Source organism: Micromonospora sp. NPDC047557, assembly GCF_043205095.1.
Taxonomy (GTDB): domain Bacteria; phylum Actinomycetota; class Actinomycetes; order Mycobacteriales; family Micromonosporaceae; genus Micromonospora.
The window spans coordinates 49,740-74,319 of record NZ_JBIDDK010000002.1; the positions used below are offsets into that span (position 1 = coordinate 49,740).

The 24,580-nt window shown below is 70.0% G+C and carries 19 protein-coding genes; 18 read left to right on the forward strand and 1 reads right to left on the reverse strand.

The genetic code is table 11. The annotated features are described in order from the left end of the window. Positions 1-6: 6 nt before the first annotated feature. Positions 7-933 carry an AraC family transcriptional regulator gene (locus ACGGAQ_RS08060; protein WP_393045810.1) on the reverse strand — a complete coding sequence of 309 codons (927 nt, stop codon included), beginning with the start codon at positions 931-933 and terminating at the stop codon, positions 7-9. Positions 934-1,015: 82 nt separating this feature from the next. On the opposite strand from ACGGAQ_RS08060, the gene ACGGAQ_RS08065 reads away from it, so the two are divergent. The 18 genes from ACGGAQ_RS08065 to mmsB all read left to right on the forward strand — a co-directional run bounded on the left by ACGGAQ_RS08065 (position 1,016) and on the right by mmsB (position 24,257). Next, on the forward strand, positions 1,016-1,984 hold the full coding sequence (locus tag ACGGAQ_RS08065) for an SDR family NAD(P)-dependent oxidoreductase (protein ID WP_393045812.1): 969 nt from the start codon (positions 1,016-1,018) through the stop codon (positions 1,982-1,984). A gap of 94 nt (positions 1,985-2,078) precedes the next feature. Next, positions 2,079-3,290 (forward strand): aromatic acid exporter family protein, encoded by a 1,212-nt coding sequence (locus ACGGAQ_RS08070; RefSeq protein WP_393045814.1) that lies wholly within the window; start codon positions 2,079-2,081, stop codon positions 3,288-3,290. A gap of 66 nt (positions 3,291-3,356) precedes the next feature. Continuing rightward, complete coding sequence (locus ACGGAQ_RS08075; protein WP_354861050.1) at positions 3,357-3,884, forward strand: hypothetical protein; 528 nt, start codon at positions 3,357-3,359, stop codon at positions 3,882-3,884. Positions 3,885-3,941: 57 nt separating this feature from the next. Beyond that, positions 3,942-4,784, forward strand: coding sequence for a DUF4097 domain-containing protein (locus ACGGAQ_RS08080; protein WP_393045817.1), 843 nt, complete (start codon positions 3,942-3,944; stop codon positions 4,782-4,784). 34 nt (positions 4,785-4,818) lie between these two features. Further along, positions 4,819-5,829, forward strand: coding sequence for an ATP-binding cassette domain-containing protein (locus ACGGAQ_RS08085; RefSeq protein ID WP_393045819.1), 1,011 nt, complete (start codon positions 4,819-4,821; stop codon positions 5,827-5,829). Beyond that, the gene (locus ACGGAQ_RS08090) at positions 5,826-6,614 is read left to right on the forward strand and encodes an ABC transporter permease (RefSeq protein ID WP_393045821.1); all 789 of its coding nucleotides are present in this window, start codon (positions 5,826-5,828) and stop codon (positions 6,612-6,614) included. Before ACGGAQ_RS08085 ends, ACGGAQ_RS08090 begins: the two co-directional genes overlap by 4 nt. Positions 6,615-7,347: 733 nt before the next feature. Then, positions 7,348-9,030, forward strand: a complete 1,683-nt coding sequence (gene araB, locus ACGGAQ_RS08095; RefSeq protein ID WP_393045823.1) for a ribulokinase — start codon at positions 7,348-7,350, stop codon at positions 9,028-9,030. Then, positions 9,027-9,719, forward strand: a complete 693-nt coding sequence (locus tag ACGGAQ_RS08100) for an L-ribulose-5-phosphate 4-epimerase (RefSeq protein ID WP_393045825.1) — start codon at positions 9,027-9,029, stop codon at positions 9,717-9,719. The genes araB and ACGGAQ_RS08100 overlap by 4 nt, the downstream gene beginning before the upstream one ends. Before the next feature lie 127 nt (positions 9,720-9,846). Then, positions 9,847-10,839, forward strand: a complete 993-nt coding sequence (locus ACGGAQ_RS08105; protein WP_393045827.1) for an ABC transporter substrate-binding protein — start codon at positions 9,847-9,849, stop codon at positions 10,837-10,839. Between the two features lie 180 nt (positions 10,840-11,019). Next, positions 11,020-12,561 carry a sugar ABC transporter ATP-binding protein gene (locus ACGGAQ_RS08110; RefSeq protein ID WP_393045829.1) on the forward strand — a complete coding sequence of 514 codons (1,542 nt, stop codon included), beginning with the start codon at positions 11,020-11,022 and terminating at the stop codon, positions 12,559-12,561. Continuing rightward, positions 12,558-13,628 carry an ABC transporter permease gene (locus ACGGAQ_RS08115; protein ID WP_393045831.1) on the forward strand — a complete coding sequence of 357 codons (1,071 nt, stop codon included), beginning with the start codon at positions 12,558-12,560 and terminating at the stop codon, positions 13,626-13,628. The genes ACGGAQ_RS08110 and ACGGAQ_RS08115 overlap by 4 nt, the downstream gene beginning before the upstream one ends. After that, positions 13,625-14,617, forward strand: coding sequence for a galactofuranose ABC transporter, permease protein YjfF (gene yjfF, locus ACGGAQ_RS08120; RefSeq protein ID WP_393045833.1), 993 nt, complete (start codon positions 13,625-13,627; stop codon positions 14,615-14,617). The genes ACGGAQ_RS08115 and yjfF overlap by 4 nt, the downstream gene beginning before the upstream one ends. A gap of 26 nt (positions 14,618-14,643) precedes the next feature. After that, positions 14,644-16,146 carry an L-arabinose isomerase gene (gene araA / locus ACGGAQ_RS08125; RefSeq protein WP_354861998.1) on the forward strand — a complete coding sequence of 501 codons (1,503 nt, stop codon included), beginning with the start codon at positions 14,644-14,646 and terminating at the stop codon, positions 16,144-16,146. 339 nt (positions 16,147-16,485) lie between these two features. After that, positions 16,486-18,606, forward strand: coding sequence for a family 43 glycosylhydrolase (locus ACGGAQ_RS08130; protein WP_393045836.1), 2,121 nt, complete (start codon positions 16,486-16,488; stop codon positions 18,604-18,606). A 414-nt stretch (positions 18,607-19,020) separates the two neighbouring features. Further along, positions 19,021-20,010: a LacI family DNA-binding transcriptional regulator gene (locus ACGGAQ_RS08135; protein WP_393045838.1), complete on the forward strand. Its 990-nt coding sequence runs from the start codon at positions 19,021-19,023 to the stop codon at positions 20,008-20,010. Between the two features lie 236 nt (positions 20,011-20,246). Further along, on the forward strand, positions 20,247-21,389 hold the full coding sequence (gene chvE / locus ACGGAQ_RS08140) for a multiple monosaccharide ABC transporter substrate-binding protein (RefSeq protein WP_393045840.1): 1,143 nt from the start codon (positions 20,247-20,249) through the stop codon (positions 21,387-21,389). An 82-nt stretch (positions 21,390-21,471) separates the two neighbouring features. Next, on the forward strand, positions 21,472-23,010 hold the full coding sequence (gene mmsA, locus ACGGAQ_RS08145) for a multiple monosaccharide ABC transporter ATP-binding protein (RefSeq protein ID WP_393045842.1): 1,539 nt from the start codon (positions 21,472-21,474) through the stop codon (positions 23,008-23,010). Next, entirely contained in the window at positions 23,007-24,257 is a 1,251-nt protein-coding gene (mmsB, locus tag ACGGAQ_RS08150) for a multiple monosaccharide ABC transporter permease (RefSeq protein ID WP_357495252.1), read from the forward strand. Before mmsA ends, mmsB begins: the two co-directional genes overlap by 4 nt. Positions 24,258-24,580: the final 323 nt, after the last annotated feature.

Below are 24,580 nucleotides of genomic sequence, written 5' to 3' on the forward strand. Positions count from 1 at the left end.
CGACCCCTATGCGGTCCGGGCGCTCCTGGCCACCTGCCTGCGGTAGGTCCGTGGCGAGACGCCGGTGACACGTTTGAAGGCCACGCTGAGGGCGCTCTCCGAGCCGTACCCGACGGCCAGGGCGATGGTGGCGACGGTGTCCGAGCCGCGGCGGATGCGGTCCGCCGCGAGTTCGATCCGCCATCGCGTGAGGTACTCCAGCGGGCCCACGCCGACGACCTGCCGGAAGCGGGCGGCGAGCGTGGAGCGGGAGACGGACGCGGCGCGGGCGATCTCGTCCACCGTCCACGACTGCGCGGGCCGCCCGTGCATCGCCCGCAGCGCGGGGGCGACCACCGGGTCGGCGAGCCCGGCCAGCCAGCCGGACGTGTGCTGCGGACCGCGGGCCAGGTGCAGTCGCAGCACCTGGATCAGCAGGACGAGCGCCAGGTGTTCGGCGACGAGTCGCGATCCGAGCTGTGGCTGCCGCAGCTCGCTGTCGATTTCGTCGAGCGCCCACCGGATGGTGGCGGCCGCGGGGGTCTCGGCGGGCACGTGGATGATCGGCGGAAGGCCGTCCAGCAGGAGACTGCGACCCCGGTCGCCCAGGGAGAACGCGCCGCCGATGAGGAACATGTCGTCGCCGTCGCCCGCGTGCGCCACGCCGTCGGCGGCGGCGGCGAAGATCGGGTACGCCGGCTGGACCGGCGCGTCGGGGTCACTGAAGAGCGTGTAGGCCACCGGCCGGGTCAGCAGGTAGCAGTCGCCCTCGGCGAGGCCGATCGGCTCGGGCTCGCCGTCGACGAGCAGGAAGCAGCGGCCGCGCCGGACGGCGTTGAACTTCGCGCCGGCCGGTGGGTCGAACCGGACCGCCCAGCGCCCTCCGGCGACCAGGCCGGCGGAGACGTGACTCGTCGCGCCGAGCAACGCCAGTACGTCCTCAAGGGGATCCATCCGCACCGTCCTGGACGATCACTAAAGTATCGCGGATCCTAGACTATAGGCAGTCCAGGTTCAGGTTCATAGTGTGGCTGACATGACAGCGAACCCACGCCTCACCACGTCGTTCACCGCCCGTACCACCGCCGCCGCGATCCTCGACGGCGTGGACCTCAGCGGGCGCCGGATGATCGTCACCGGCGGCGCCTCCGGCCTCGGTGTGGAGACGGTTCGCGCCCTGGCCGGCGCCGGCGCCGAGGTCACCGTCGCGGTCCGTGACCCGCAGCGGGCCGCCGCGCTCGTCGCGGAGTTCGCCACCGACGCCACCCGGGGCGCCGTCCGGTCCGCCGCGCTCGACCTCGCCGATCTGACGTCGGTGTACGCCTTCGTCGCGGCCTGGCGGGGCCCGCTCGACGCGCTGGTCGCCAACGCCGGCATCATGGCGCTTCCGACCCGGCAGCTCTCCGCGCAGGGCTGGGAACTCCAGCTCGCGACCAACTACCTGGGGCACTTCGCGCTCGCCGTCGGTCTGCACGACAACCTGCGGGCCGCCGGGCCGGCCCGGGTCGTGGTGGTCAGCTCCGGGGCGCACCTGGGCGCTCCGTTCGACGTCGAGGACCCCCAGTTCGAGCGGCGCCCGTACGACCCGTGGTCGGCGTACGGGCAGTCGAAGACCGCGGACGTCCTGCTCGCGGTCGGCATCACCCGGCGGTGGGCGAAGGACGGGATCACCGCCAACGCCCTCAACCCCGGGTACATCCACACCAACCTGCAACGTCACATCGACGACGACATGATGCGCGCGCTCGGCGCGATGGACGAGTCGGGCAACCTCGTCGTGCCGGACTACTACAAGACGCCCGCCCAGGGAGCGTCGACCACCGTTCTGCTCGCCGCGTCACCCCTGCTCGACGGCATCGGCGGCCGGTACTTCGTCGACAACCAGGAGGCGGAGGTGGTGCCCGGCGGCCCGGACGCCACCGGCGGGGTGGCGGACCACGCGATCGACCCGGTCGCCGCGGACCGGCTCTGGGCGTACGCCGAAAAGGTGCTCTCCGCGCGCTGAGCGCGACCGCCGTCGGGCGCCGGGCGCGGCGCGCTCGCGTGTGGCCGCGCCCGGCGGTCAGGATTGATCGGGGTACGGCGGGGTAGCCGCCGCCATGGTCGCTGCCGGTCGGCCCGCTACGGGCGGGGGTGCCGCGGCGCGGTCCGGCGAGGGAGCGCACGCCGCTGCGCCGACGACCGTCGCCCGGCTCCGCGCCCGCCTGTGGGGCACGCTGCGGGAGCGGGCGCGGCGGGTACGGGGCATCGGCGGCCTCGCCCTGCAGGCCGGTCTGGCTGCGGCGCTGTCCTGGCTGGTGGTGCGCGAGGTGCTGCACGTCTCGCAGCCGGTGTTCGCGCCGATCTCCGCGGTCTCGACCCTTGCCGCGTCGGTCGGGCAACGGCTGCGGCGCACCGTCGAGTTGATCATCGGTGTCACCGTGGGGGTGCTGGTCGGCGACCTGCTGCTCACGGTGACCGGCACCGGGTGGTGGCAACTCGCCCTGATCGTCGTGCTGGCGATCCTCGTCGCGTTGTTCCTCGCCGGCAGCGCGGCGGTGGTGATCCAGGCCGGGGCGACGGCGGTGCTCATCGCCACGTTGAGTCCGTCCGTGCGGGACCTGGAGATCCCCCGCTTCGTGGACGCTCTCGTCGGGGGAGCGGTGGCGCTGCTGGTCACCGCCGTCCTTTTGCCGTTGAGCCCGCTGCGGGTGCTCAACCGGGCCGCGCGCCCGGCGTTGGACCTGCTCAGCACCCAGCTCGACGCCACCGCTGGCGCGCTGGCCGACCGCGACATCGCCCGTGCGCTGGCCGCCCGGACGCAGCTGCGGGAGAACAAGGACGAGCTGCGGGCGCTCGTCGAGGCGACCCAGGGCGCCCGGGAGGCCAGCACCCTCTCGCCGGTGCACTGGCATGAGCGGCACGGGCCGGTGGGCCGGTACGCGCAGGCGGCGGGACCGATCGACCGGGCGATGCGCAACGCCGGGACGCTGATCCGCCGCGCGGTGAGCGTGATCGACGACGGCGAGCCGATCCCGAGGCCGCTGCCGGAGGCCGTCGCCGACCTCGCCGAGGCGGTACGCGTGCTCAAGCGGCAGTTCGCCGCGGGTCACGAACCCACCCAGGCGCGGGAGCAGGCATTGCGGGCGGTGTGCGCCGCCGGTGACGCCTACCGGGAGGGGGTCGGTTTCTCCGGTGCCGTCGTGGTGGCGCAGGTCCGGACGACCGTCAGCGATCTGCTGGTGGCCACCGGACTGACGCAGGAGGTCGCGAACCGGCTGGTCCGCCGCGCGTTCGGGGGGCCGGAGCGGCGCACCAGCGATCGACGATGAACGTCATGGCAGCACATTGAGCCATGGCTGTTGCATCCCGAGCCAAAGTAGTGCCATGATGGCACCATGGACTTGAGGCCGTACGTCGAGAACCTGCGCAACGAGTTCGCTGTGGCCGCCGAGGGCGTCGACCCGGAGGGTCGGGTGCTGGCCGAGCGACTCTTCACTCAACTGGAGGCGGCGACCCACCTCACGCTGCTCGAGGCGCTGTCCGACGCGGCCGACGAGATCACCCGCGATCTCGCCCCCGGGTCGGTGCACGTCCGGCTGCGCGGGCGCGAGCCCAATTTCGTGGTGACGCCCGCGAACCCGCCGGCGGACAGCACGGATGCGGTAAGCGAACCGCCCCCGGCGCCGGCGCCCCTGCTCCCGCCCGAGGGCGACGAGGGCGGCACGTCCCGGATCAACCTCCGCCTCCCCGACCATCTCAAGGCCAGCGTCGACGGTGCCGCCAGCCGGGCCGGGCTGTCCGTCAACGCCTGGCTGGTGCGAGCCGTCGCCGCCGCCGTCGCGGCCGGCGGCACGGATCGCCAGCCACCGCGCCGGCTGGAGCCGCCGCGGCCGGGCCAGCACGTCACCGGCTGGGCGCGCTGACCGCCGCGCCCCTTCTCATTCCGCTCGCCTTCGCCACGCACCTCTCGGGAGACCACCATGCCTGTTTTCGATACCCCAGAGCCGATTTCCGTCCAGGTCGAGCTGCCCGTCGGGGACGCCTGGATTGCCGCGACCGACCGCACCGACACGGTGGTGCAGGTGCGGCCCCGCGACCCGTCGAGCAAGGCCGACGTGAGCGCCGCGGAGCAGACCACCGTCGAGTACGCCGCCGGGCTCCTGCGGATCAGGGTGCCGAAGAGCTGGCGCCGATACGGCTTCGGCTCCGGCCCCTCGGTCGACGTCCTCATCGAGGTGCCGAGCGGGTCACGCCTGCATGCCGAGGCGGCGTGGGCGGCGTTCCGCGGCGAGGGGCGGCTCGGCGAGTGTCGCATCAAGACCGGCAGCGGGATCCGGCTCGAGGAGACCGGGCCGCTGGAGATCGACAGCAGCCACGGCGAGGTCGCGGTGGAGCGGGTCACCGGTTCCGCCCGGGTGAAGGCCTCCTCCGGAAAGGTGCGCCTCGGCGCGGTCGACGGCACCGCGGAAATCAAGAACTCGTCCGGTGACTGCTGGATCGGCCGCGGCGGCGGTGACGTCCGGATCAACACCGCGTACGGCGACATCACGGTGGACGCGTCGATGGCCTCGGTGGCGGCACGGACCGCGTACGGCAACGTCCGGCTGGGCGAGGTCGTACGCGGATCGGTCGAGTCGCACACCTCGTACGGCGCGATCGAGGTCGGGGTCCGGCGCGGCACCGCCGCCTGGCTCGACGTCAGCTCCCGACACGGGCGCGTGCACAACGCGCTCGAGTCGACCGACAGCCCGGCCGAGACCGACGAGACGGTCGAGATCCGCGCGAACACCTCCTACGGCGACATCACGATCCGCCGTGCCTGATCCGGCGCGACCCCCCACCACAAATGAGGAGACCATGACCAGCAGCAGGAAACCCGCGATCGTCACCACGGAGCTGCGCAAGTCCTACGGTGACAAGGTCGTGCTCGACGGCATCGACCTGATGATCACCGAGGGAACGATCTTCGCGCTGCTCGGCCCGAACGGCGCTGGCAAGACCACCACCGTGCAGATCCTCTCCACCCTGCTCCGGGCGGACGGCGGCCACGCCCGTGTCCTCGGCCACGACGTGACCCGTGAGCCCGACGCGGTTCGTGAGCTGATCGGCGTCACCGGCCAGTTCTCCGCAGTGGACAACCTGCTCACCGGTCGGGAGAACCTGAACCTGATGGCCGACCTGTGTCATCTGGACCGGGCGACGGGTCGGCGACGGATCGCCGACCTGCTCGGGCAGTTCGACCTCACGGAGGCGGCGGACAAGCCGGCCGCGACGTACTCCGGCGGCATGCGCCGTCGGCTCGACCTCGCGATGACCCTGGTCGGCGACCCCCGCGTCATCTTCCTCGACGAGCCGACGACCGGCCTCGACCCCCGCAGCCGCCGCGCCATGTGGCACATCATCCGGGCCCTGGCCGCCGAGGGCGTCACCATCCTGCTGACGACCCAGTACCTGGAGGAGGCCGATCAGCTCGCCGACCGCGTCGCGTTCCTCGACCACGGCCGGCTGATAGCCGAGGGCACCCCGCACGAGCTCAAGCGGCTCATCCCGGGCGGCCACGTCGTGTTGCGGTTCGCCAACCAGGAGGGGCTCGACTCGGCGGCCCGTACGTTCGCGGCGGCCACCCGCGACGACGCCGCGCTCACCCTCCAGGTGCCGAGCGACGGCGGGGTCGGTTCGTTGCGGTCCGTCCTCGACCACCTCGACCGCGACGCGATCACCGTGGCCGGCCTCGCGGTGCACACCCCCGACCTCGACGACGTCTTCCTCGCCCTCACCGGCCAACCCGACAGCCGAGCCGGCCAACCCGACAGCCACCCCGACACCCGGGCCGGGCGGTCCGGCCACGAAAGGGCTTCCGCGCGATGAGCACCCTCAACCTCGCCCTGCGCGACTCGAACACCATGCTGCGGCGCAACCTCCTGCACATGCGGCGCTACCCGTCGCTGACCCTCATGCTCGTCGGCATCCCGGTCATCCTGCTGCTGCTCTTCGTCTACGTCTTCGGCGGCACGCTCGGCGCCGGCCTCGGACCCTCCGGCGACCGCGCCGACTACGCCAACTACGTCACCCCCGGCATCCTGCTCATCACGGTGGCCAGCGCGGCGCAGGGCACCGCGATCTCGGTCGCCATGGACATGGCCGAGGGCATCATCGCCCGCTTCCGTACGATGGCGATCTTCCGGCCGTCGGTTCTCACCGGCCACGTCGTGGGCAGCGTGCTCCAGACGATGTTCAGCCTCGCGGCCGTCACCGGCGTGGCGCTGCTCGTCGGGTTCCGTCCCACCGCCAGTGCCGTCGAATGGCTCGCCGCGATCGGCGTCCTCACCATGATCACTTTCGCGGTCACCTGGCTGTCGGTCGCCCTCGGCCTGGTCACGAAGAGCGTCGAGACGGCCAGCAACCTGCCCATGCCGCTGGTGCTCCTGCCGTTTCTCGGCAGCGGGTTCGTCCCCACCGACTCCATGCCGACGCCGGTACGCCTCTTCGCCGACTACCAACCCTTCACCCCGGTCATGGAAACCCTCCGGGGCCTCCTGTTCGGCACCGGAATCGGCAGCAACGGGATCCTCGCGGTCGCCTGGTGCGCCGTCATCACGGTGGCCTGCTTCCTCTGGGCCAAGGCGCTCTACAACCGCGGCCGGACCGCCTGACCCGCCCGGCTCGCCCCGGCCCGGCCCTTCGGGGTCGGGCCGGGGCGCATGATCGACCCCAGCTCGGCGATGTCGCGGTGTCCCGCCGACCGGACACCGCGACATCGCCAACCTGGAGTCGATCACCACCGCGGGAACGCTTCGGAGTCCCCACCCCGGCCCGTGGCGGCGACGCCGCAGCGGCGGGTGCCCACGAGACGCGCTGGGTCGAGACCGTGCGCGCGGCGACCGCGAAACGTCGAATGTTATCGATAACACGATTCCCGGGCCGGGCAAGCGAGGTGCACGTCGGCGACCGGAGTGCGCGCTCATGGGCTCGGCGGCGGCTGCGGCGCGGGTCATAGATCTGATCATGCGAGGGTGGCGGCCGCAGCGATGTTATCGCTGACATCGCCGACGCCCCGGCCACCGTCGCGATCGGACCGTCATCCCGTGGCGCAGTGGTGCGGGGACATCGCTGTCGCCCCGCCGGCTGCGGAGGCGCCGGGCCGACGGCCGGCCGAGGGGCCGCCCGGCGGGCGAGGAGGTTTCGGCCGACTGTCGCTCAGCTGTCGCCCTCCCGGCGCCGCGCCGCCGGCTGGGGAGGGAATCGCGGACTTTGCACCAATCCGGTAGCTACCCGCACAAGTGGGCGGGCGTCCTCCGCGTTCCGTTACGGAGCTGTTGCAGCTAGATGTCTTGACGGCGCTGGATGTGAGCGTTAACACTATCCCCGTTAACGGTGGAGGTGAACATGGAGCGTGTGGACGGAGCTGCCGAAAGCTACGTCGTGGGTGTCGACTTCGGCACTCTCTCCGGGCGGGCCCTCGTGGTCCGGGTTTCCGACGGTGCCGAGTTGGGGACCGCGGTGCACGAGTACGGCGACGGGGTCATCAGCGAGACGCTGCCCGGAGGTCGACCGCTGCCCCCGGACTGGGCGCTGCAAAATCCGGACGACTACCGCGACGTGCTGCGCTACGCCGTCCCGGCGGCGGTGTCCGCCGCGGGGGTGGATCTTGCGGCGGTGGTGGGCATCGGCATCGACTTCACCGCCTGCACCGTGCTGCCGACCGACGCCCACGGCACCCCGCTCTGCGAGGATCCCGCCCTGCGCGACCGGCCACACTCCTGGGTCAAGCTGTGGAAGCACCACGCCGCGCAGCCGCACGCCGACCGGATCAACGCGCTGGCCCACGAGCGGGCGGAGCCGTGGATCGGCCGGTACGGCGGCAAGATCTCCGCCGAGTGGCAGTACGCCAAGGGTCTGCAGATCCTGGAGGAGGACCCGGAGATCTACCACCGGGCCGAGCGGTTCATCGAGGCCGCCGACTGGATCGTCTGGCAGCTCAGCGGCACCGAGACCCGTAACGTCTGCACCGCGGGCTACAAGGGCATCCTGCAGGACGGGCAGTACCCGTCCGAGAGCTTCCTGACCGCGCTCAACCCCGACTTCGGCGACTTCGTGGCCAAGCTCGACGGTCCGCTGCTGCCGCTCGGCGCCCGCGCCGGCGCGCTCACCGCCCGCGCCTCGGCCTGGACCGGTCTGCCGGAGGGGATCGCGGTGGCCGTCGGCAACGTCGACGCACACGTCACCGCGGCGTCCGCGCAGGCGGTGGAGCCCGGTCGGCTGGTCGCCATCATGGGCACCTCGACCTGCCACGTCGTCAACGGCGCGGAGGTCGCCGAGGTGGCTGGCATGTGCGGTGTCGTGGACGGCGGCATCAGCCCCGGCGCCTGGGGCTACGAGGCCGGGCAGAGCGGCGTCGGCGACATCTTCGGCTGGTTCGTCAAGCACGGCGCCCCCGCCGGGCTCGACTCGCACGAACGCCTCACCGAGCTTGCCGCCAGCCAGCCGGTCGGCGCACACGGCCTGGTCGCGTTGGACTGGTGGAACGGCAATCGCTCGCTGCTGGTCAACCACGACCTCAGCGGGATGATCGTCGGGATGACCCTGGCCACCCGGCCGCAGGACATCTACCGCGCGCTGCTGGAGTCCACGGCGTACGGCACCAGGATGATCATCGACGCGTTCGTCGAGGCCGGCGTGCCGGTGAACGACCTGGTGATCGCCGGCGGTCTCACCAACAACAAGCTCTTGATGCAGATCTACGCGGACGTGACCAAGCGACCGCTGAACATCATCGCGTCGGCGCAGGGGCCGGCGCTCGGGTCGGCGATCCACGCCGCCGTCGCCGCCGGGGCGTACCCGTCGATCCACGAGGCGTCGCAAGCGATGGGGCGGGTGCACGAGGCCGTCTACACGCCGGATCCCGACCGGGCGCGCGCCTACGACGCCCTGTACGCCGAGTACCGGGCGCTGCATGACCACTTCGGTCGGGGCGGCAACGACGTCATGCTCCGCCTGCGGGCGATCCGCAACACGGCGGTCGAGGCCGTCGCGGCCACGCACGAGGCCCCGCTGGAGGTCGTCGCATGAGCGCAGAGGTGAGTCGACAGATCCGCGAGCTGCGCGAGAGCGTCGCCCGCCTGCACAGCGAGCTGACCCGCTACAACCTGGTCGCCTGGACGTCCGGCAACGTCTCCGCGCGGGTCCCCGGTCAGGACCTCATGGTGATCAAGCCGAGCGGTGTGGGCTACGACGACCTCACGGCCGACACCATGGTGGTCTGCGACCTCGACGGAGTCCTGGTCGAGGGGGACCTGGCACCGTCGAGCGACACGGCCGCCCACGCCTACGTCTACCGCGCCATGCCCGAGGTCGGCGGGGTCGTGCACACGCACAGCTCGTACGCCAGCGCCTGGGCCGCCTGCGGGGAGGCGATCCCCTGCCACCTGACGGCGCAGGCCGACGAGTTCGGTGGGGAGATCCCGCTGGGCCCGTTCGCGCTGATCGGCGGCGACGACATCGGCAAGGGGATCGTCGCCACCCTCGCCGGGCACCGCTCTCCCGCGGTGCTGATGCGCAACCACGGTGTCTTCTCCATCGGTCGGAACGCCCGGGCGGCGGTCAAGGCCGCGGTCATGTGCGAGGACGTGGCCCGCACCGCGTACCTGGCGCGGACCCTCGGGCAGCCGGTGCCGATCGCGCAGGCCGACATCGACGCCCTCTACCACCGTTACCAGAACGTCTACGGCCAACAACCAGTCGCACCTGCGGGTTCCTGACCGTCCAGGTCAGGGCCGGGCCCGCCGGTCTGCTCCACCGACGCACCAGCACGCACCACCCGCGTACGCCACCCTTCGCACGTCGGCGGCTCGCGCGGTCCCACCACACCACAGCCAAGGAGAACTGATGAGAAAGATGCGAACGCACCGCGCTGTCGCGGTCCTCGCCAGCGTGCTGCTCGTGGGCGGCGTGGCGGCCTGCGGCAACAGCGACACCGGCGGCGGCGGGTCCAAGGACGACGGCAAGATCACGATGGGCTTCTCCCAGGTCGGTGCGGAGAGCGGATGGCGTACCGCGAACACCACCTCGATCAAGGATGCCGCGGCCGCGGCGGGCATCGAGCTGAAGTTCGACGACGCTCAGCAGAAGCAGGAAAACCAGATCAAGGCGATCCGCAACTACATCCAGCAGAAGGTCGACGTGATCGCCTTCTCGCCGGTGGTGGAGTCCGGGTGGGACACCGTCCTCAAGGAGGCCAAGGACGCCGGCATCCCGGTCATCCTGACCGACCGCTCGGTGGACTCGGCCGACAAGTCGCTGTACAAGACCTTCCTCGGCTCGGACTTCGTCAAGGAGGGCCGTCTCGCCGGTGAGTGGCTGGTAGAGCAGAAGAAGGCCGCCTCGGGCCCGGTGAACATCGTGGAGTTGCAGGGCACCACCGGCGCGGCGCCGGCCAACGACCGCAAGAAGGGCTTCGCCGAGGCGATCGCCGCCAACCCGAACCTGAAGGTCATCGCCTCGCAGACGGGTGACTTCACCCGGGCGGGCGGCAAGCAGGTCATGGAGCAGTTCCTCAAGGCCAACCCGAAGATCGACGTGCTGTTCGCGCACAACGACGACATGGGTCTGGGTGCTCTCGAGGCCATCACCGCGGCCGGCAAGGTGCCCGGCAAGGACATCACCATCATCACTGTCGACGCCGTCAAGGACGGTATGCAGGCTCTCGCCGACGGGAAGTTCAACTTCATCGCGGAGTGCAGCCCGCTGCTCGGCCCACAGCTGATGGACCTGGCCAAGAAGGTCAAGGCGGGCGAGACGGTGCCGCCTCGGATCGAGACCGAGGAGACCACCTTCACGCAGGCGCAGGCCAAGGAGGCTCTGCCCACCCGCAAGTACTGATCGACGCAGGGGGGTCGCCGCGCTCGCGTGGCGGCCCCGCCGCGTCGCCCCATAAACCCGAACGGACCGGGCATGACCCGCGCCACGCCCGCCCGAGCCTCCCGCAGGGGCGGCCGGGCGGGCGCAGTGGGAGCGCAGCGGCCCATCCGCGTCGACAACCCCCAGAAGAGGTCTGATGGGATGACGGATAGCCGTCCGGTCCTGACGATGACCGGGATCAGCAAGTCGTTCCCCGGGGTGCGCGCACTCCACAACGTCAACTTCCGGCTCTTTCCCGGCGAGGTGCACGCCCTGATGGGCGAGAACGGCGCCGGCAAGTCGACCCTCATCAAGGTGCTGACCGGCGTCTACGACACCGACGAGGGCACGATCACCCTCGACGGTGAGCCGGTGTCCTTCACCGGCCCGATGCAGGCGACGGCGGCCGGGGTGAGCACCGTCTACCAGGAGGTCAATCTCTGCACCAACCTCTCGGTGGCGGAGAACATCTTCATCGGCCGCGAGCCGCGGCTCTTCGGCGCCGTCCGCTGGGGTGAGGTCCGCCGACGCGCCCGTGCGCTCCTGGCCCGCCTCGACCTCGACCTCGACGTCAGCGCGCCGCTGGGCTCGTACTCCCTCGCGATCCAGCAGATGGTCGCGATCGCCCGTGCGATCGACATCCAGGCCCGGGTGCTGATCCTGGACGAGCCGACGTCCAGCCTCGACGCGGGTGAGGTCGCGCAACTGTTCCGCATCATGCGGCAACTGCGCGACGAGGGCATCGCGATCCTGTTCGTGACCCACTTCCTCGACCAGGTCTACGAGATCGCCGACCGCATCACGGTGCTGCGCAACGGCGGGCTCGTCGGCGAGTACCCGACCGCCGAGCTGCCCCAGCTCAGCCTCGTCGAGAAGATGATCGGCAAGGAACTCGACGTCCTCGAAGGGATCGAGGAGCACTGCCGGCGGGATCTGGCCGAGCTGGAGGAGGGCACCCCGCTGGTGGCGGTGTCGAACCTCGGCCGGGCGGGCGCGGTCGCGCCGTTCAGCCTGACCATCCACGCCGGCGAGGTGGTGGGCCTGGCCGGTCTGCTGGGCTCCGGGCGTACCGAGGTGGCGCGGCTGTTCTTCGGCGCCGACCGGGCCGACGGCGGGCAGGTCGCGATCGACGGCACGTCGAGCAGTCTGCGTACCCCCGCGCATGCCATCGACCAGGGCGTCGGCTTCTGCTCGGAGAACCGCCGCGCCGAGGGCATCGTTCCCGAACTGTCGGTCCGCGAGAACATCATCCTCGCCATGCAGGCCGCCCGCGGCTGGCTGCGGCCCATCCCGCGCCGCCGGCAGGACGAGCTGGTCGACAAGTACGTCAAGGCCCTCAACATCCGTCCGGCGGACCCGGAGGTGCCGGTCCGCAACCTCTCCGGCGGCAACCAGCAGAAGGTGCTCCTGGCGCGGTGGCTGATCACCGAGCCGCGGCTGCTGATCCTGGACGAGCCGACCCGGGGCATCGACATCGGCGCGAAGACCGAGATCCAGCGGCTCGTGACGCAGTTGTCCGACGGCGGGATGGCGGTGCTGTTCATCTCCGCCGAGCTGGAGGAGGTGCTGCGCCTCAGCCACAAGGTGGCGGTCATGCGCGACCGGCAGATGGTCGCGCAGCTCGCCAACGACGAGGACCTCGACGCCGAGCGCATCATGCAGACGATCGCGAGTGGATCTCACCGGGAGGAGGTGGACCGATGAACGACACCATGGGCCGCTATCGGACGATGATCGGTCACCGGCTGTTCTGGCCCGTCGCCGTGCTGGTCGCCATGCTCGCCGCGAACACGATCTACCGGCCCGGGTTCCTGTCCATCGAGCTCAAGGACGGGCACCTGTACGGCTCGCCGATCGACATCCTGCGGTTGAGCGCGCCGTTGATCCTCGTCGCGCTGGGCATGACCCTGGTCATCTCGACCGGCGGCATCGACCTGTCGGTCGGCTCGGTGTGCGCGATCAGCGGCGCGATGGCCTGCATGTACATCAGCAAGCAGCCCGACCAGAACAGTCTCACCGTGGTGCTGACCGCCCTCGCGATGGCGTTGGGGGTCGCGCTCGTGCTCGGCGTCTGGAACGGGGTGCTGGTGGCCGTGATCGGGATCCAACCGATCATCGCCACCCTGATCCTGATGGTGGCCGGCCGGGGCCTCGCCCAGCTGATCACCCAGGGCCAGATCATCACCATCAACTCCGGGCCGTTCCGGGCGATCGGGCTGGGCCACCTGCTGACCCTGCCGCTGGCCATCTTCATCGCCCTCGCCGCGGCGCTGCTCGTCGCCGCGTTCACCCGCCGTACCGCACTCGGCATGATCATCGAGTCGGTGGGCGGTAACGCGGAGGCGAGCCGGCTCGCCGGCATCCGCTCCGGCCGGGTCATCTTCCTCGCGTACGTCGTCAGCGCCGTCTGCGCGGCGATCGCCGGCTTCATGATGACGGCCAACGTCTCCAGCGCCGACGGCAACGCCGTCGGCCTCTGGGTGGAGTTGGACGCCATCCTCGCGGTCGTCATCGGTGGCACGTCCCTCGCCGGTGGCCGGTTCTTCCTGAGCGGCACGATCCTCGGCGCGCTGATCATCCAGACCCTGACCACCACGGTGTACGCCATGAACATCTCACCGCAGACGTCGCTGCTGTTCAAAGCGGTCGTCGTCATCGCCGTCTGCCTCATCCAGGCGCCGGCCTTCCGAGCCAAGTTCAGCCGGCGCAGAAGAAGCGCCCCGCCGCCGCGCCCCGTCGCCGACAAGCCGAAGGAGCAGGTGCCGGCATGACCACCGGATCGCTCACCGCCCCCCGCCGCACCCGGATCCGGCTGCCTCGGCGGCAGGTGCCGGTGCTGGCCACGCTCGCCCTGCTCCTGGTGATGTACGGCATCGGCGTGTCCCAGTACACGGCGTTCTCGAACGTGCAGGTCATCTTCAACGTCTTCATCGACAACGGCTTCCTGCTCGTCGTCGCGGTGGGGATGACCTTCGTGATCCTCACCGGTGGCATCGACCTGTCGGTGGGATCCGTCGTCGCCATGACGGCGATGGTGTCGGCGGACCTGTTGCAAAAGGGTCTGCCCGCGGCGCTCGTGCTCGTCATCGCCCTGCTCATCGGCCCGACGCTCGGCCTGTTGATGGGGTGCGCCATCCACTTCTTCGACATCCAGCCGTTCATCGTCACGCTCGCCGGGATGTTCTTCGCCCGCGGCATGTGCACGTTCATCTCCGGCTCGTCCATCCCGATCACCGACGGGTTCTGGACCAGGATGTCGCAGGAGCGGATCGGGGATCCCAAGGGCAACTTCGTCTCGATCAGCGTGTTGATCGCCTTCGCCGTGGTGCTCGTCGCGGCGTACGTGCTGGCCTACACCCGGTTGGGGCGCAACGTGTACGCGGTCGGCGGCAACCCGCAGTCGGCGCTGCTGATGGGTCTGCCGTTGGGGCGGACCCGGATCGCCGTCTACACGATCAGCGGTCTGTGCTCCGCGATCGGTGGCATCCTGCTGTCCTTCTACACCCTCTCGGGCGCGCCGCTGATCGCCGTCGGCATGGAGTTGGACGTCATCGCCGCCGTCGTGATCGGAGGCACCGTGCTCACCGGTGGCTCGGGTTACGTCTTCGGCACGGTGCTCGGCGTGCTGGTGCTGGGTGTGATCCAGACCCTCATCACCTTCGACGGGAGTCTCAACTCCTGGTGGACCAAGATCGTGATCGGCGGACTGCTCTTCGCGTTCATCCTCCTCCAGCGCCTCATCGGAATTCGTTACAAGTGACCGTTCCTCTCGCGGAAGGCAACCCCATGGCACCACAAACCCACCCCGAGATCTGGTTCCTCACCGGCAGCCAAGGCATGTACGGCGAGGAGACGCTCCGGCAGGTCGCCGAGCAGTCCCGCCAGATCGCGGCCGCGCTCGACGACTCGCCGCAGATTCCCGCCCGGGTGGTCTGGAAGCCCGTCCTGACCAACAGCGGTGAGATCCTGCAGGTCTGCCGGGACGCCGCCGCGCAGGGGGCCATCGGGGTCATCGCGTGGATGCACACGTTCTCACCGGCGAAGATGTGGATCTCCGGTCTGGACGCCCTGCAGACGCCACTGCTGCACCTGCACACCCAGGCGAACGTCCTGCTGCCGTGGGACGAGATCGACATGGACTTCATGAACCTGAACCAGGCCGCCCACGGCGACCGTGAGTTCGGGTACATCCAGACCCGCCTCGGGGTGGCCCGCAAGACCGTCGCCGGGCACGTGAGTGACCCGCGGGTGACCGGCCGGGTCGGGGCCTGGGCCCGCGCGGCGCTCGGCTGGTCGGCGATGCGGTCGCTGCGGCTGGCCCGCTTCGGCGACAACATGCGCGACGTCGCCGTGACCGAGGGTGACAAGGTCGAGGCGGAGCTGCGCTTCGGGGTGTCGGTCAACACCTACGGCGTCAACGACCTGGTCCAGGTGGTCGGCGAGGTCGCCGACGCCGACGTGGACGAGCTGGTCAAGGAGTACGACGACAGCTACCGCGTCGGCGCCGAGCTGCTTCCCGGGGGCGAGCGGCACGACTCGCTGCGGTACGCGGCCCGTCTGGAGCTCGGCATGCGCGCGTTCCTGGACGCCGGTGGCTTCCGGGCGTTCACCACCAACTTCGAGGACCTCGGTGGTCTGCGTCAGCTGCCCGGCATCGCCGTGCAGCGGCTGATGGCCGACGGCTACGGCTTCGGTGGTGAGGGCGACTGGAAGACGTCCGTCCTGGTCCACACCCTCAAGGCGATGTCGGTGGGGGTCGCGGGCGGCACGTCGTTCATGGAGGACTACACCTACGACCTGACTCCGGGTCAGGAGCTGGTGCTGGGCGCCCACATGCTCGAGGTCTGCCCGACCATCGCGTCCGACGTGCCCAACGTGGAGATCCACCCGCTGAGCATCGGCGGGCGGGAGGACCCGGTGCGGCTCGTGTTCGACGCCGCGCCCGGCCCGGCGGTCGTGCTCGGCCTGGCCGACATGGGGGAGCGGTTCCGGCTCGTGGCCAACGAGATCGACGTCGTGACGCCGCCGCAGCCGCTGCGCCGGCTGCCGGTCGCCCGCGCCGTCTGGCGGCCGCGACCGGACCTGCCCGGCTCGGCCGAGGCGTGGATCACCGCCGGCGCGCCGCACCACACCGTGCTGTCGCAGGCGGTGGGCACCGAGGAGCTGCACGACCTGGCCGAGATGAGCCGGACCGAGCTCGTCGTCATCGACGCCGACACCGAGCCGCGCCGCTTCGCCGACGAGATCCGCTGGAACCAGGCCTACTACCGGCTGGCCCGCGGCTTCTGATCCGCGCGCTCAGAGCGTTCTGACAAACGGGTGGTCCATCCCTGCCTGCGGGCGGGGGTGGGCCACCCGTTCGCGTGTGCGCCAGCAGGGCCACGAGGCGGTTGTGTTACGCCTTGACTAACAGCATGTTATCGCTCACAGTCTATAGCCAAGATGGTCGATGTCGTTGGCTGGTCCGGCCGCGCGCGCGTCCTACCCCGCGGTTTCGGCACCTCGTCACCGCGACGGTCGGGTGAACGGTGTTAGCGATCACATGGTCGGGCGTGGTCAGCTCGGTGCCCCGCCCGGTGCCGCGGACGCCGACCCAGACCGCACGGTTCGCGTCAGCAGAGGAGGATCATGCTTTCCATCGGTCGGGTTCCCCGGGGTGCGCCACGTGGGCGCGGGTGGCTGTCGAGACTCGCCGTCGCCGCGATGACACTGGTGGTCGGTGGCGCGGCCGCGGCCGTCGCCTCGTCGCCCGCGTCAGCGGCGACCGTCGACACGAGCGCCTGGTACGTGTTGGTCAACCGCAACAGTGGCAAGGCGGTGGATGTCTACAACCTGGCCACGAACGACGGCGCGCGGATCACCCAGTGGACGCGCAACGACGGTAACCAGCAGCAGTGGCAGTTCGTCGACTCGGGTGGTGGTTACTACCGGATCAAGTCGCGGTTGTCGGGCAAGGTGCTGGACGTCTCCGGCCGCTCGACCGCCAACGGTGGGGCGATTGTGCAGTGGTCCGACAACAACGGCACCAACCAGCAGTTCCGGTTGGCCGACTCGGACGGCGGTTACGTGCGGTTGATCAACCGCAACAGCAACAAGGCGATGGAGGTGCAGGGCGCTTCGACCGCCGACGGTGGCAACATCGTGCAGTACGACGACTGGAACGGCACCAACCAGCAGTGGCAGCTCGTGCGCGTCGACGGCGGGGGCAACCCCACCACGCCGCCCCCCACGACGCCACCCCCGTCGAGCGGCACGTACTCGAACCCGGTGGTCTGGCAGGACTTCGCCGACGTCGACATCATCCGGGTCGACAACGTCTACTACATGTCGGCGTCCACCATGCACTACTCGCCGGGCGCTCCGGTGCTGCGCTCGTACGACCTGGTGAACTGGGAGTACGCCGGCCACTCCGTACCCCGGTTGGACTTTGGCTCGAAGTACGACATGAGCGGTGGTAACGCGTACGTCGACGGGATCTGGGCCTCGACGTTGAACTACCGGCCGAGCAACAAGACGTACTACTGGGCCGGGTGCATCGACTTCGCGCAGACCCACATCTACACCGCGTCCGCCGTCGACTCGACGTGGAGCAAGCTCACCACCATCCCCAACTGCTACTACGACGCCGGCATGCTGATCGACGACAACGACACCATGTACGTCGCGTACGGCAACACCACCATCAGCGTCGCGCAGCTGTCCGCCGACGGGAAGACGCAGGTCCGCAGCCAGCAGGTCTACAGCACGCCGTCGAGCATCGGGACGCTGGAGGGCGCACGCTTCTACAAGCGCAACGGCGCGTACTACATCTGGCTCACCCGGCCGGCCAACGGCCAGTACGTGCTGAAGTCGACAAACGGCCCGTTCGGCCCCTACGAGCAGCGTCAGGTGCTGCTCAACCTGCCCGGCCCGATCTCCGGTGGCGGCGTGCCGCACCAGGGCGGACTGGTGCAGACCCAGAACGGCGACTGGTACTACATGGCGTTCGTCGACGCGTACCCCGGTGGCCGGATGCCCGCCATGGCCCCAATCACCTGGACCGGCGACGGCTGGCCGGTGCTGCAGACCGTCAACGGCGCGTGGGGAAGCTCGTACCCGAAGCCGAACCTGCCCGCCCCGCCCCGGGCGGTGAAGCCACTCACCGGGACCGACACGTTCGCCGGCACCACCCTCGGCCCGCAGTGGGAGTGGAACCACAACCCCGACAACAGCAAGTGGTCGGTCAACAACGGGCTGAACCTGCAGACCGCCACCGTCACCGGCGACCTGTACAAGGCGCGCAACACGCTTACCCACCGGATCCAGGGCCCTACCTCGACCGCGACCATCGAGCTGGACTACTCCACCATGCGCGACGGTGATCGCACCGGCCTGGCGGTGCTGCGCAACTCGTCGGCCTGGATCGGAGTCCGGCGGGACAACGGGTCCACACGTCTGGTCATGCAGAACGGCCTGACGATGGACGACAGCTGGAACACCACCAGCACCGGCAGCGAGGTGGCGAGCACCGCCGTCTCGGGTGGCCGGATCTGGTTGCGGGCCAACGCCGACATCAGACCCGGGTCCGGCCGGCAGGCCCGCTTCTCGTACAGCACCGACGGGGTCAACTTCACGTCCTTCGGCAACGCCCTGACCCTGGCGAACAACTGGCAGTTCTTCATGGGCTACCGGTTCGCCATCTTCAACCACGCCACACAGGCGCTCGGTGGCGCGGTCACCGTGCGCCGGTTCGACCTGACGACACCGTGACGCCGGTCACACAACGAGTCATCCGCGGGTGACGCGAACGGAGCACCCCTCCCACCGTGGAAGGTGTCCGCGTCGCCGGCTCCGGCCCGCCGCCGCCCTGTTCCGCGCTCTGTCCAGGAGCGCCGAGCGGGGCGGCGGTTCGCTGTGGCCGGCTCGGGTCAGGGGCGGCCGGCACGCGCGGCGCAGGGCGCTGGCCGCCGACCTGGCCCACGCCGTGTCGTTCACGCTCAGCCGTTCCGTGTTCGCGGCGGTGCCTGGCGTAGACTGTCGGCGATCCAGCGCTGGTCACCTGCGATTCAGCACCGGCGTGGTGGCTGAGCGAGGGGGATCGGGCCGGGCCGCTCCAGTCGACGTCGACGGGCCGCGGGTCGGGTTGCAGGCGGGGGGAGTGAAATGGCCGTGCACGGTCCCGCGATGACAGATGTCGCTCGTCTGGCCGGTGTCTCCCACCAGACGGTGTCGCGGGTGCTCAACGGGCACCCCAACGTGCGTGAGCAGACCCGGTTGCGGGTGCGGGCGGCGATCGCCGAACTAGGCTACCGCCCGAACGGCGCCGCACGCGCACTGGTGACCGGTAGGTCCCAGGTCATCGGCGTGGTGGCACAGAACACGACCCTCTACGGCCCGGCGTCACTTTTGGCCGCCCTGGAGCAGACGGCCGCGGAGGAGGGCTTCGCGGTCAGCGTGGGCAGCGTACGCAACCTCGACCACCGCTCCATCTCGGCAGCCGTCGAGCGGCACCTGGCGCACCGGGTGGCCGGCATCGTCGTCATCGCGCCGGTCGAGTCGGCCGGCGAGGCCCTGGAACGGCTGCCCAAGGACGTTCCCCTGGTGACGGTCGACGGCGATCCGCACCGGCCGGTGCCGTTGGTGACGGTCGACCAGGTGGCTGGCGCGCGGGCGGCGACCCAGCATCTCCTCGACGCGGGGCACCGCACCGTGTGGCACGTCTCGGGGCCGTCCGACTGGTTCGACAGCGCCGGCCGGATCGAGGGCTGGCGGGCGGCGCTCCTGGCCGCGGGGATCGACCCACCGCCCCTGATGCACGGGGACTGGTCGGCGGCGTCGGGCTACCGGTGCGGGCAGATGCTCGCCCGGATGCCGGAGGTGACCGCGATCTTCACGGCCAACGACCACCTCGCTCTGGGCGTGCTGCGGGCGTTGCACGAGTTCGGGCGGCGGGTGCCGGCCGAGATCAGCGTCGTGGGTTTCGACGACGTGCCGGAGGCCGCGTACTTCATCCCGCCGCTGACGACCGTACGACCGGACTTCGACGCGGTGGCCCGGGCGAGCCTGCAGATGTTGCTGACCCAGATCGAGTCGGGCATCGGTGGGGGTGCCCTGCGGCAGACCATCGCCCCGACCCTGGTCGCCCGCGACAGCGTTGCCCCGCCGCGCCACTGAGGGGCGCCAGCGCCGTACGCCTCGGCGGCCGCCGATCCCGGACACGTACTGTCGGCCGTCGATCGATCGTCGACCGGGTTTCGCAAGGTCGCCTCGGTGGCGAAGCCTCCGTTACGAGACCGTGACACCGGTATTTCGGATCAAGTGTTGACGTGCCCTATGTGAGCGCTAACACTACCCGAAAGGTGACAGGTGGCCCCGGCGGTCGGCGGGGGGAATCGGGAGAGGAGAAGCCCGTGAGCAGGAAATTCCTGGTTGCTCTCGGTAGTGCGGCGCTGGCGCTGAGCCTGGCGGCCTGCAGTGGTGGAGGTGCCGGCGGCGGCGGCGACACCAGCGACAAGAAGCCGGGGGACCTGACGATCGGTGTCTCGATGCCGACGCAGACCTCCGAGCGGTGGATCGCCGACGGCAACGCGGTGAAGTCCAAGCTGGAGGCGAAGGGCTACAAGGTCGACCTGCAGTACGCGGGCGACGACATCCCCACCCAGTCGCAGCAGGTCGACCAGATGATCACCCAGGGCGCCGACGTCCTGGTCATCGCGGCGATCGACGGCACCGCGCTCAGCAGCCAGCTGCAGGCCGCCGCGGCCGCGAAGATCCCGGTCATCTCCTACGACCGGCTGATCCGCGGCAGCAAGGACGTCGACTTCTACGTCAGCTTCGACAACTACAAGGTTGGCGTCGCCCAGGGCACCGCGCTGCTGGTCGGTCTCGGCCTGCTGAACAAGGACGGCTCGAAGGGCACCGCCAAGGGGCCGTTCAACATCGAGCTCTTCGCCGGCTCGCTCGACGACAACAACACGCAGTACTTCTTCGGCGGGGCGATGGACACGCTGAAGCCGTACGTCGACGCCGGCACGCTGAAGGTCAAGTCCAAGCAGACCACCCCCGAGCAGGTCGCCACCCTGCGGTGGCAGCAGGAGACCGCGCAGAAGCGGATGGAGAACCTGCTCACCTCCAGCTACAACGACGGCTCCAAGGTCGACGGCGTGCTGTCGCCGTACGACGGCATCTCCCGGGGCATCATCACCGCCCTGCAGAACGCCGGCTACGGTAGCGGCGCCAAGAAGCTGCCCGTCGTGACCGGTCAGGACGCGGAGATCGCCTCGATCAAGCTGATCAACGATGGCGTGCAGAACTCGACCGTCTTCAAGGACACCCGCCTGCTGGCCGACCAGGCCGTGAACGCCGCCGAGGCGTTCCTGCAGAAGAAGCAGCCGCAGGCGAACGACACGCAGACGTACAACAATGGCGTCAAGGTCGTGCCGGCTTACCTGCTGCCGATCGCTACCGTCTACAAGGACGACATCAAGGCTACGCTGATCGACTCCGGCTACTGGACGGCGGAAGAGGTCGCCGCCGGTCAGGCCAAGAAGTAAGTCACCCCGTCGGGCTCGGCGGGCAACCGTCGAGCCCGACGCCGTGATGGACCGCGTCCAGACCCGACAGAGGACAGTGACCATGGACGACACCATCCTCGAGATGCGTGGTATCACCAAGACGTTCCCCGGGGTGACCGCGCTGGAGGACGTCAGCCTCGCGGTGCGTCGGGGGGAGATCCACGCCATCTGCGGTGAGAACGGCGCCGGCAAGTCCACCCTGATGAAGGTGCTGTCCGGCGTCCACCCCTCCGGCTCGTACGACGGGGAGATCCTGTTCGACGGCAAGCCGATGCAGTTCCGGGGCATCCGGGACAGCGAGGCCAACGGCATCGTCATCATCCACCAGGAACTCGCCCTGGTGCCCTACCTGTCGATCGCCGAGAATCTCTTCCTCGGCAACGAGCGGCGTGGCCGTGGCGGGCTCATCGACTGGAACCGGGCCAACGCCGAGGCGGCCGAGCTGCTGGCGTCGGTCGGGCTGCACGAGAACCCGGTCACCCCGGTCATCCAGCTCGGCGTGGGCAAACAGCAGCTGGTGGAGATCGCCAAGGCGCTGTCCAAGAAGGTGCGCCTGCTCATCCTGGACGAGCCGACGGCCGCCCTCAACGACGTCGACTCGGCGCACCTGCTCGGCCTGTTGCGGCAGCTCAAGGAGCAGGGCATCACCTGCATCATGATCTCGCACAAGCTCAACGAGATCACCGCGATCGCCGACTCGACCACCGTCATCCGCGACGGCCGCACGGTGGAGACCCTGGACATGCGCGCCGACGACGTGAGTCAGCAGCGCATCATTCGGGGCATGGTCGGGCGCGACATCGAAAGCTTCTACCCCGATCGCGTCTCGTCGCCCGGGGAGGAGGTGCTGCGGATCGAGGACTGGTCGGTGCGGCATCCGACCCAGGAGCGGATGGTCGTCGAGGGCGTCAACCTGTCGGTGCGCGCGGGTGAGGTCGTCGGCATCGCGGGGCTCATGGGCGCCGGCCGGACGGAGCTGGCGATGAGCGTCTTCGGCCGTTCCTACGGCCGCGACATCCACGGCAAGCTCTTCGTACGCGGGCGGGAGGTCAACGCCCGTACCGTCGCGGAGGCCATCGACAACGGCATCGCCTACGTCACCGAGGACCGCAAGCGCTACGGCCTCAACCTCATCGACGACGTCCGGCGCAACGTCTCGGCCGCGGCCCTGGACCGGCTGGCCAAAATGGGCTGGGTGAACGGCAACGAGGAGATCAAGGTTGCCGAGGCGAGTCGCAAGGAGATGAACATCCGGACGCCCAGCGTCATGGCGGTGGTCGGCAAGCTCTCCGGCGGCAACCAGCAGAAGGTCGTGCTGTCGAAGTGGCTGTTCACCGACCCGGATGTGCTGATCCTGGACGAACCCACCCGGGGCATCGACGTCGGCGCCAAGTACGAGATCTACACGATCATCAACCGGCTGGTGGCCGCAGGTAAGGCGGTGATCGTGATCTCGTCGGAGCTGCCGGAGCTGCTCGGCATGTGCGACCGCATCTACACCCTCGCCGCAGGCCGGATCACCGGCGAGAAGCCGGTCGGCGAGGCGACCCAGGAAAGCCTCATGGAGCTGATGACCAAGGACAAGGAGCTCGTCGGATGACCAGCATCAAAACCCCTTCGACGGAGCGCCCGACGCCCCCGGACAGCACCCCCGCCGCCGCCCTGCACAGTGGGACGAGCGACCTGCGGGCGCTGGTGTTGAACAACCTTCGGCAGAGCGGGATCTACGTCGCCCTGGTCGTCATCGTCGCGCTCTTCGCGCTCCTGACCGACGGGGTGCTGCTGAGTCCCGGCAACATCACCAACATCGTCCTGCAGTACTCGTACATCCTGGTGCTCGCGATCGGGATGGTCATCCTCATCATCGGCGGGCACATCGACCTGTCGGTGGGGTCGGTGGTCGCGCTGACCGGCGCGGTCTCCGCCGTCCTGGTGATCCAGCAGGGCCACCCCTGGTGGGTGGGCATCGCGGCGGCACTGGCCGTCGGTGTCGCGGTCGGCGCCTGGCACGGGTTCTGGGTGGCGTACGCCGGCATCCCGGCCTTCATCGTGACCCTGGCCGGCATGCTGCTCTTCCGGGGCCTCACGCTGCAGGTGCTCGACAACATCTCGCTGTCGCCCTTCCCGGCCGAATATCAGAAGGTCGCGGCGGGCTTCCTCAACGGGCTGCTCGGCGGTCAGGGCTTCGACGCGTTCACGCTGCTCATCGGCGCTCTCGCCGTGGCCGGGTACGCGGTGAGCGGCTTCCGCACCCGCCTGGCGCGCATCCGCTACCAGCAGCCGGTCGAGTCGTTCCCGCTGTTTGTCGCCCGGGTCGTCCTGGTGGGCGCGGTCCTCATGTACTTCGCCTGGCAGTTGGCGCACGCCCGAGGGCTGCCGATCGTGCTGATCATCCTGGCCGTGCTGGTGCTGGTCTACGGCCTGCTCACCCGGCGTACGGTCTTCGGTCGCCAGGTCTACGCGATCGGTGGCAACCTCTCGGCGGCGGCGCTGTCGGGCGTGAAGGTCCGCACCGTCAACTTCTGGATGTTCGTCAACATGGGCTTCCTCGCGGCGGTGGCGGGCGTCATCTACTCGTCGCGGTCCAACGGGGCGCAGCCCGCAGCCGGCAACATGTTCGAGCTGGACGCGATCGCCGCGGCGTTCATCGGCGGCGCGGCGGTCACCGGTGGCGTGGGCACCGTGGTCGGCGCGATGGTCGGTGGTCTGATCATGGCGGTGATGAGCAACGGCATGCAGCTGATGGGCATCGACCAGTCGACGCAGTCGGTGGTGAAGGGGCTCGTCCTGCTCGTCGCCGTCGCGTTCGACGTCTACAACAAGCGCCGCGCCGGTACGGCCCGCTGACACGACGACACTGCACACGTGTGCCCCTACCCGTCCCACGGGCAGGGGCACACGTCGTTCGGCGGCACACGTCGTTCGGCGGCGCGGGGCGTTCGGCGGGGCGGGCGTTCGGCCGCCCGGCCACGTCGACTCCGCGCTGCGGCACCCACAGAAGCCCGCGCCGTGTCGCCGTCGGCGGAGGCTCGCGCCGATGCCGGAACCGCCTTGCGGAGTCGGCCCCACCTTCCTCAAGCCCTGTAGAGCTGCCCCAGATATGGGGCGGCAACCCCGCGGCACGCAACAGGGCTCGCGGCCACGCCGGTGACGACGGCCGTGCTGGGTGG

What these genes read in the sequence shown, in the direction of transcription:
- ACGGAQ_RS08110 (WP_393045829.1), top strand. Translation starts at nt 11,020, where the DNA reads ATGACGGATAGCCGTCCGGTCCTGACGATGACCGGGATCAGCAAGTCG.
- ACGGAQ_RS08070 (WP_393045814.1), top strand. Translation starts at nt 2,079, where the DNA reads ATGGTCGCTGCCGGTCGGCCCGCTACGGGCGGGGGTGCCGCGGCGCGG.
- araA (WP_354861998.1), top strand. Translation starts at nt 14,644, where the DNA reads ATGGCACCACAAACCCACCCCGAGATCTGGTTCCTCACCGGCAGCCAA.
- ACGGAQ_RS08085 (WP_393045819.1), top strand. Translation starts at nt 4,819, where the DNA reads ATGACCAGCAGCAGGAAACCCGCGATCGTCACCACGGAGCTGCGCAAG.
- ACGGAQ_RS08100 (WP_393045825.1), top strand. Translation starts at nt 9,027, where the DNA reads ATGAGCGCAGAGGTGAGTCGACAGATCCGCGAGCTGCGCGAGAGCGTC.
- ACGGAQ_RS08065 (WP_393045812.1), top strand. Translation starts at nt 1,016, where the DNA reads ATGACAGCGAACCCACGCCTCACCACGTCGTTCACCGCCCGTACCACC.
- ACGGAQ_RS08090 (WP_393045821.1), top strand. Translation starts at nt 5,826, where the DNA reads ATGAGCACCCTCAACCTCGCCCTGCGCGACTCGAACACCATGCTGCGG.
- ACGGAQ_RS08080 (WP_393045817.1), top strand. Translation starts at nt 3,942, where the DNA reads ATGCCTGTTTTCGATACCCCAGAGCCGATTTCCGTCCAGGTCGAGCTG.
- yjfF (WP_393045833.1), top strand. Translation starts at nt 13,625, where the DNA reads ATGACCACCGGATCGCTCACCGCCCCCCGCCGCACCCGGATCCGGCTG.
- mmsA (WP_393045842.1), top strand. Translation starts at nt 21,472, where the DNA reads ATGGACGACACCATCCTCGAGATGCGTGGTATCACCAAGACGTTCCCC.
- ACGGAQ_RS08075 (WP_354861050.1), top strand. Translation starts at nt 3,357, where the DNA reads ATGGACTTGAGGCCGTACGTCGAGAACCTGCGCAACGAGTTCGCTGTG.
- ACGGAQ_RS08135 (WP_393045838.1), top strand. Translation starts at nt 19,021, where the DNA reads ATGACAGATGTCGCTCGTCTGGCCGGTGTCTCCCACCAGACGGTGTCG.
- ACGGAQ_RS08130 (WP_393045836.1), top strand. Translation starts at nt 16,486, where the DNA reads ATGCTTTCCATCGGTCGGGTTCCCCGGGGTGCGCCACGTGGGCGCGGG.
- ACGGAQ_RS08115 (WP_393045831.1), top strand. Translation starts at nt 12,558, where the DNA reads ATGAACGACACCATGGGCCGCTATCGGACGATGATCGGTCACCGGCTG.
- araB (WP_393045823.1), top strand. Translation starts at nt 7,348, where the DNA reads ATGGAGCGTGTGGACGGAGCTGCCGAAAGCTACGTCGTGGGTGTCGAC.
- ACGGAQ_RS08105 (WP_393045827.1), top strand. Translation starts at nt 9,847, where the DNA reads ATGAGAAAGATGCGAACGCACCGCGCTGTCGCGGTCCTCGCCAGCGTG.
- ACGGAQ_RS08060 (WP_393045810.1), bottom strand. Translation starts at nt 933, where the DNA reads ATGGATCCCCTTGAGGACGTACTGGCGTTGCTCGGCGCGACGAGTCAC.
- mmsB (WP_357495252.1), top strand. Translation starts at nt 23,007, where the DNA reads ATGACCAGCATCAAAACCCCTTCGACGGAGCGCCCGACGCCCCCGGAC.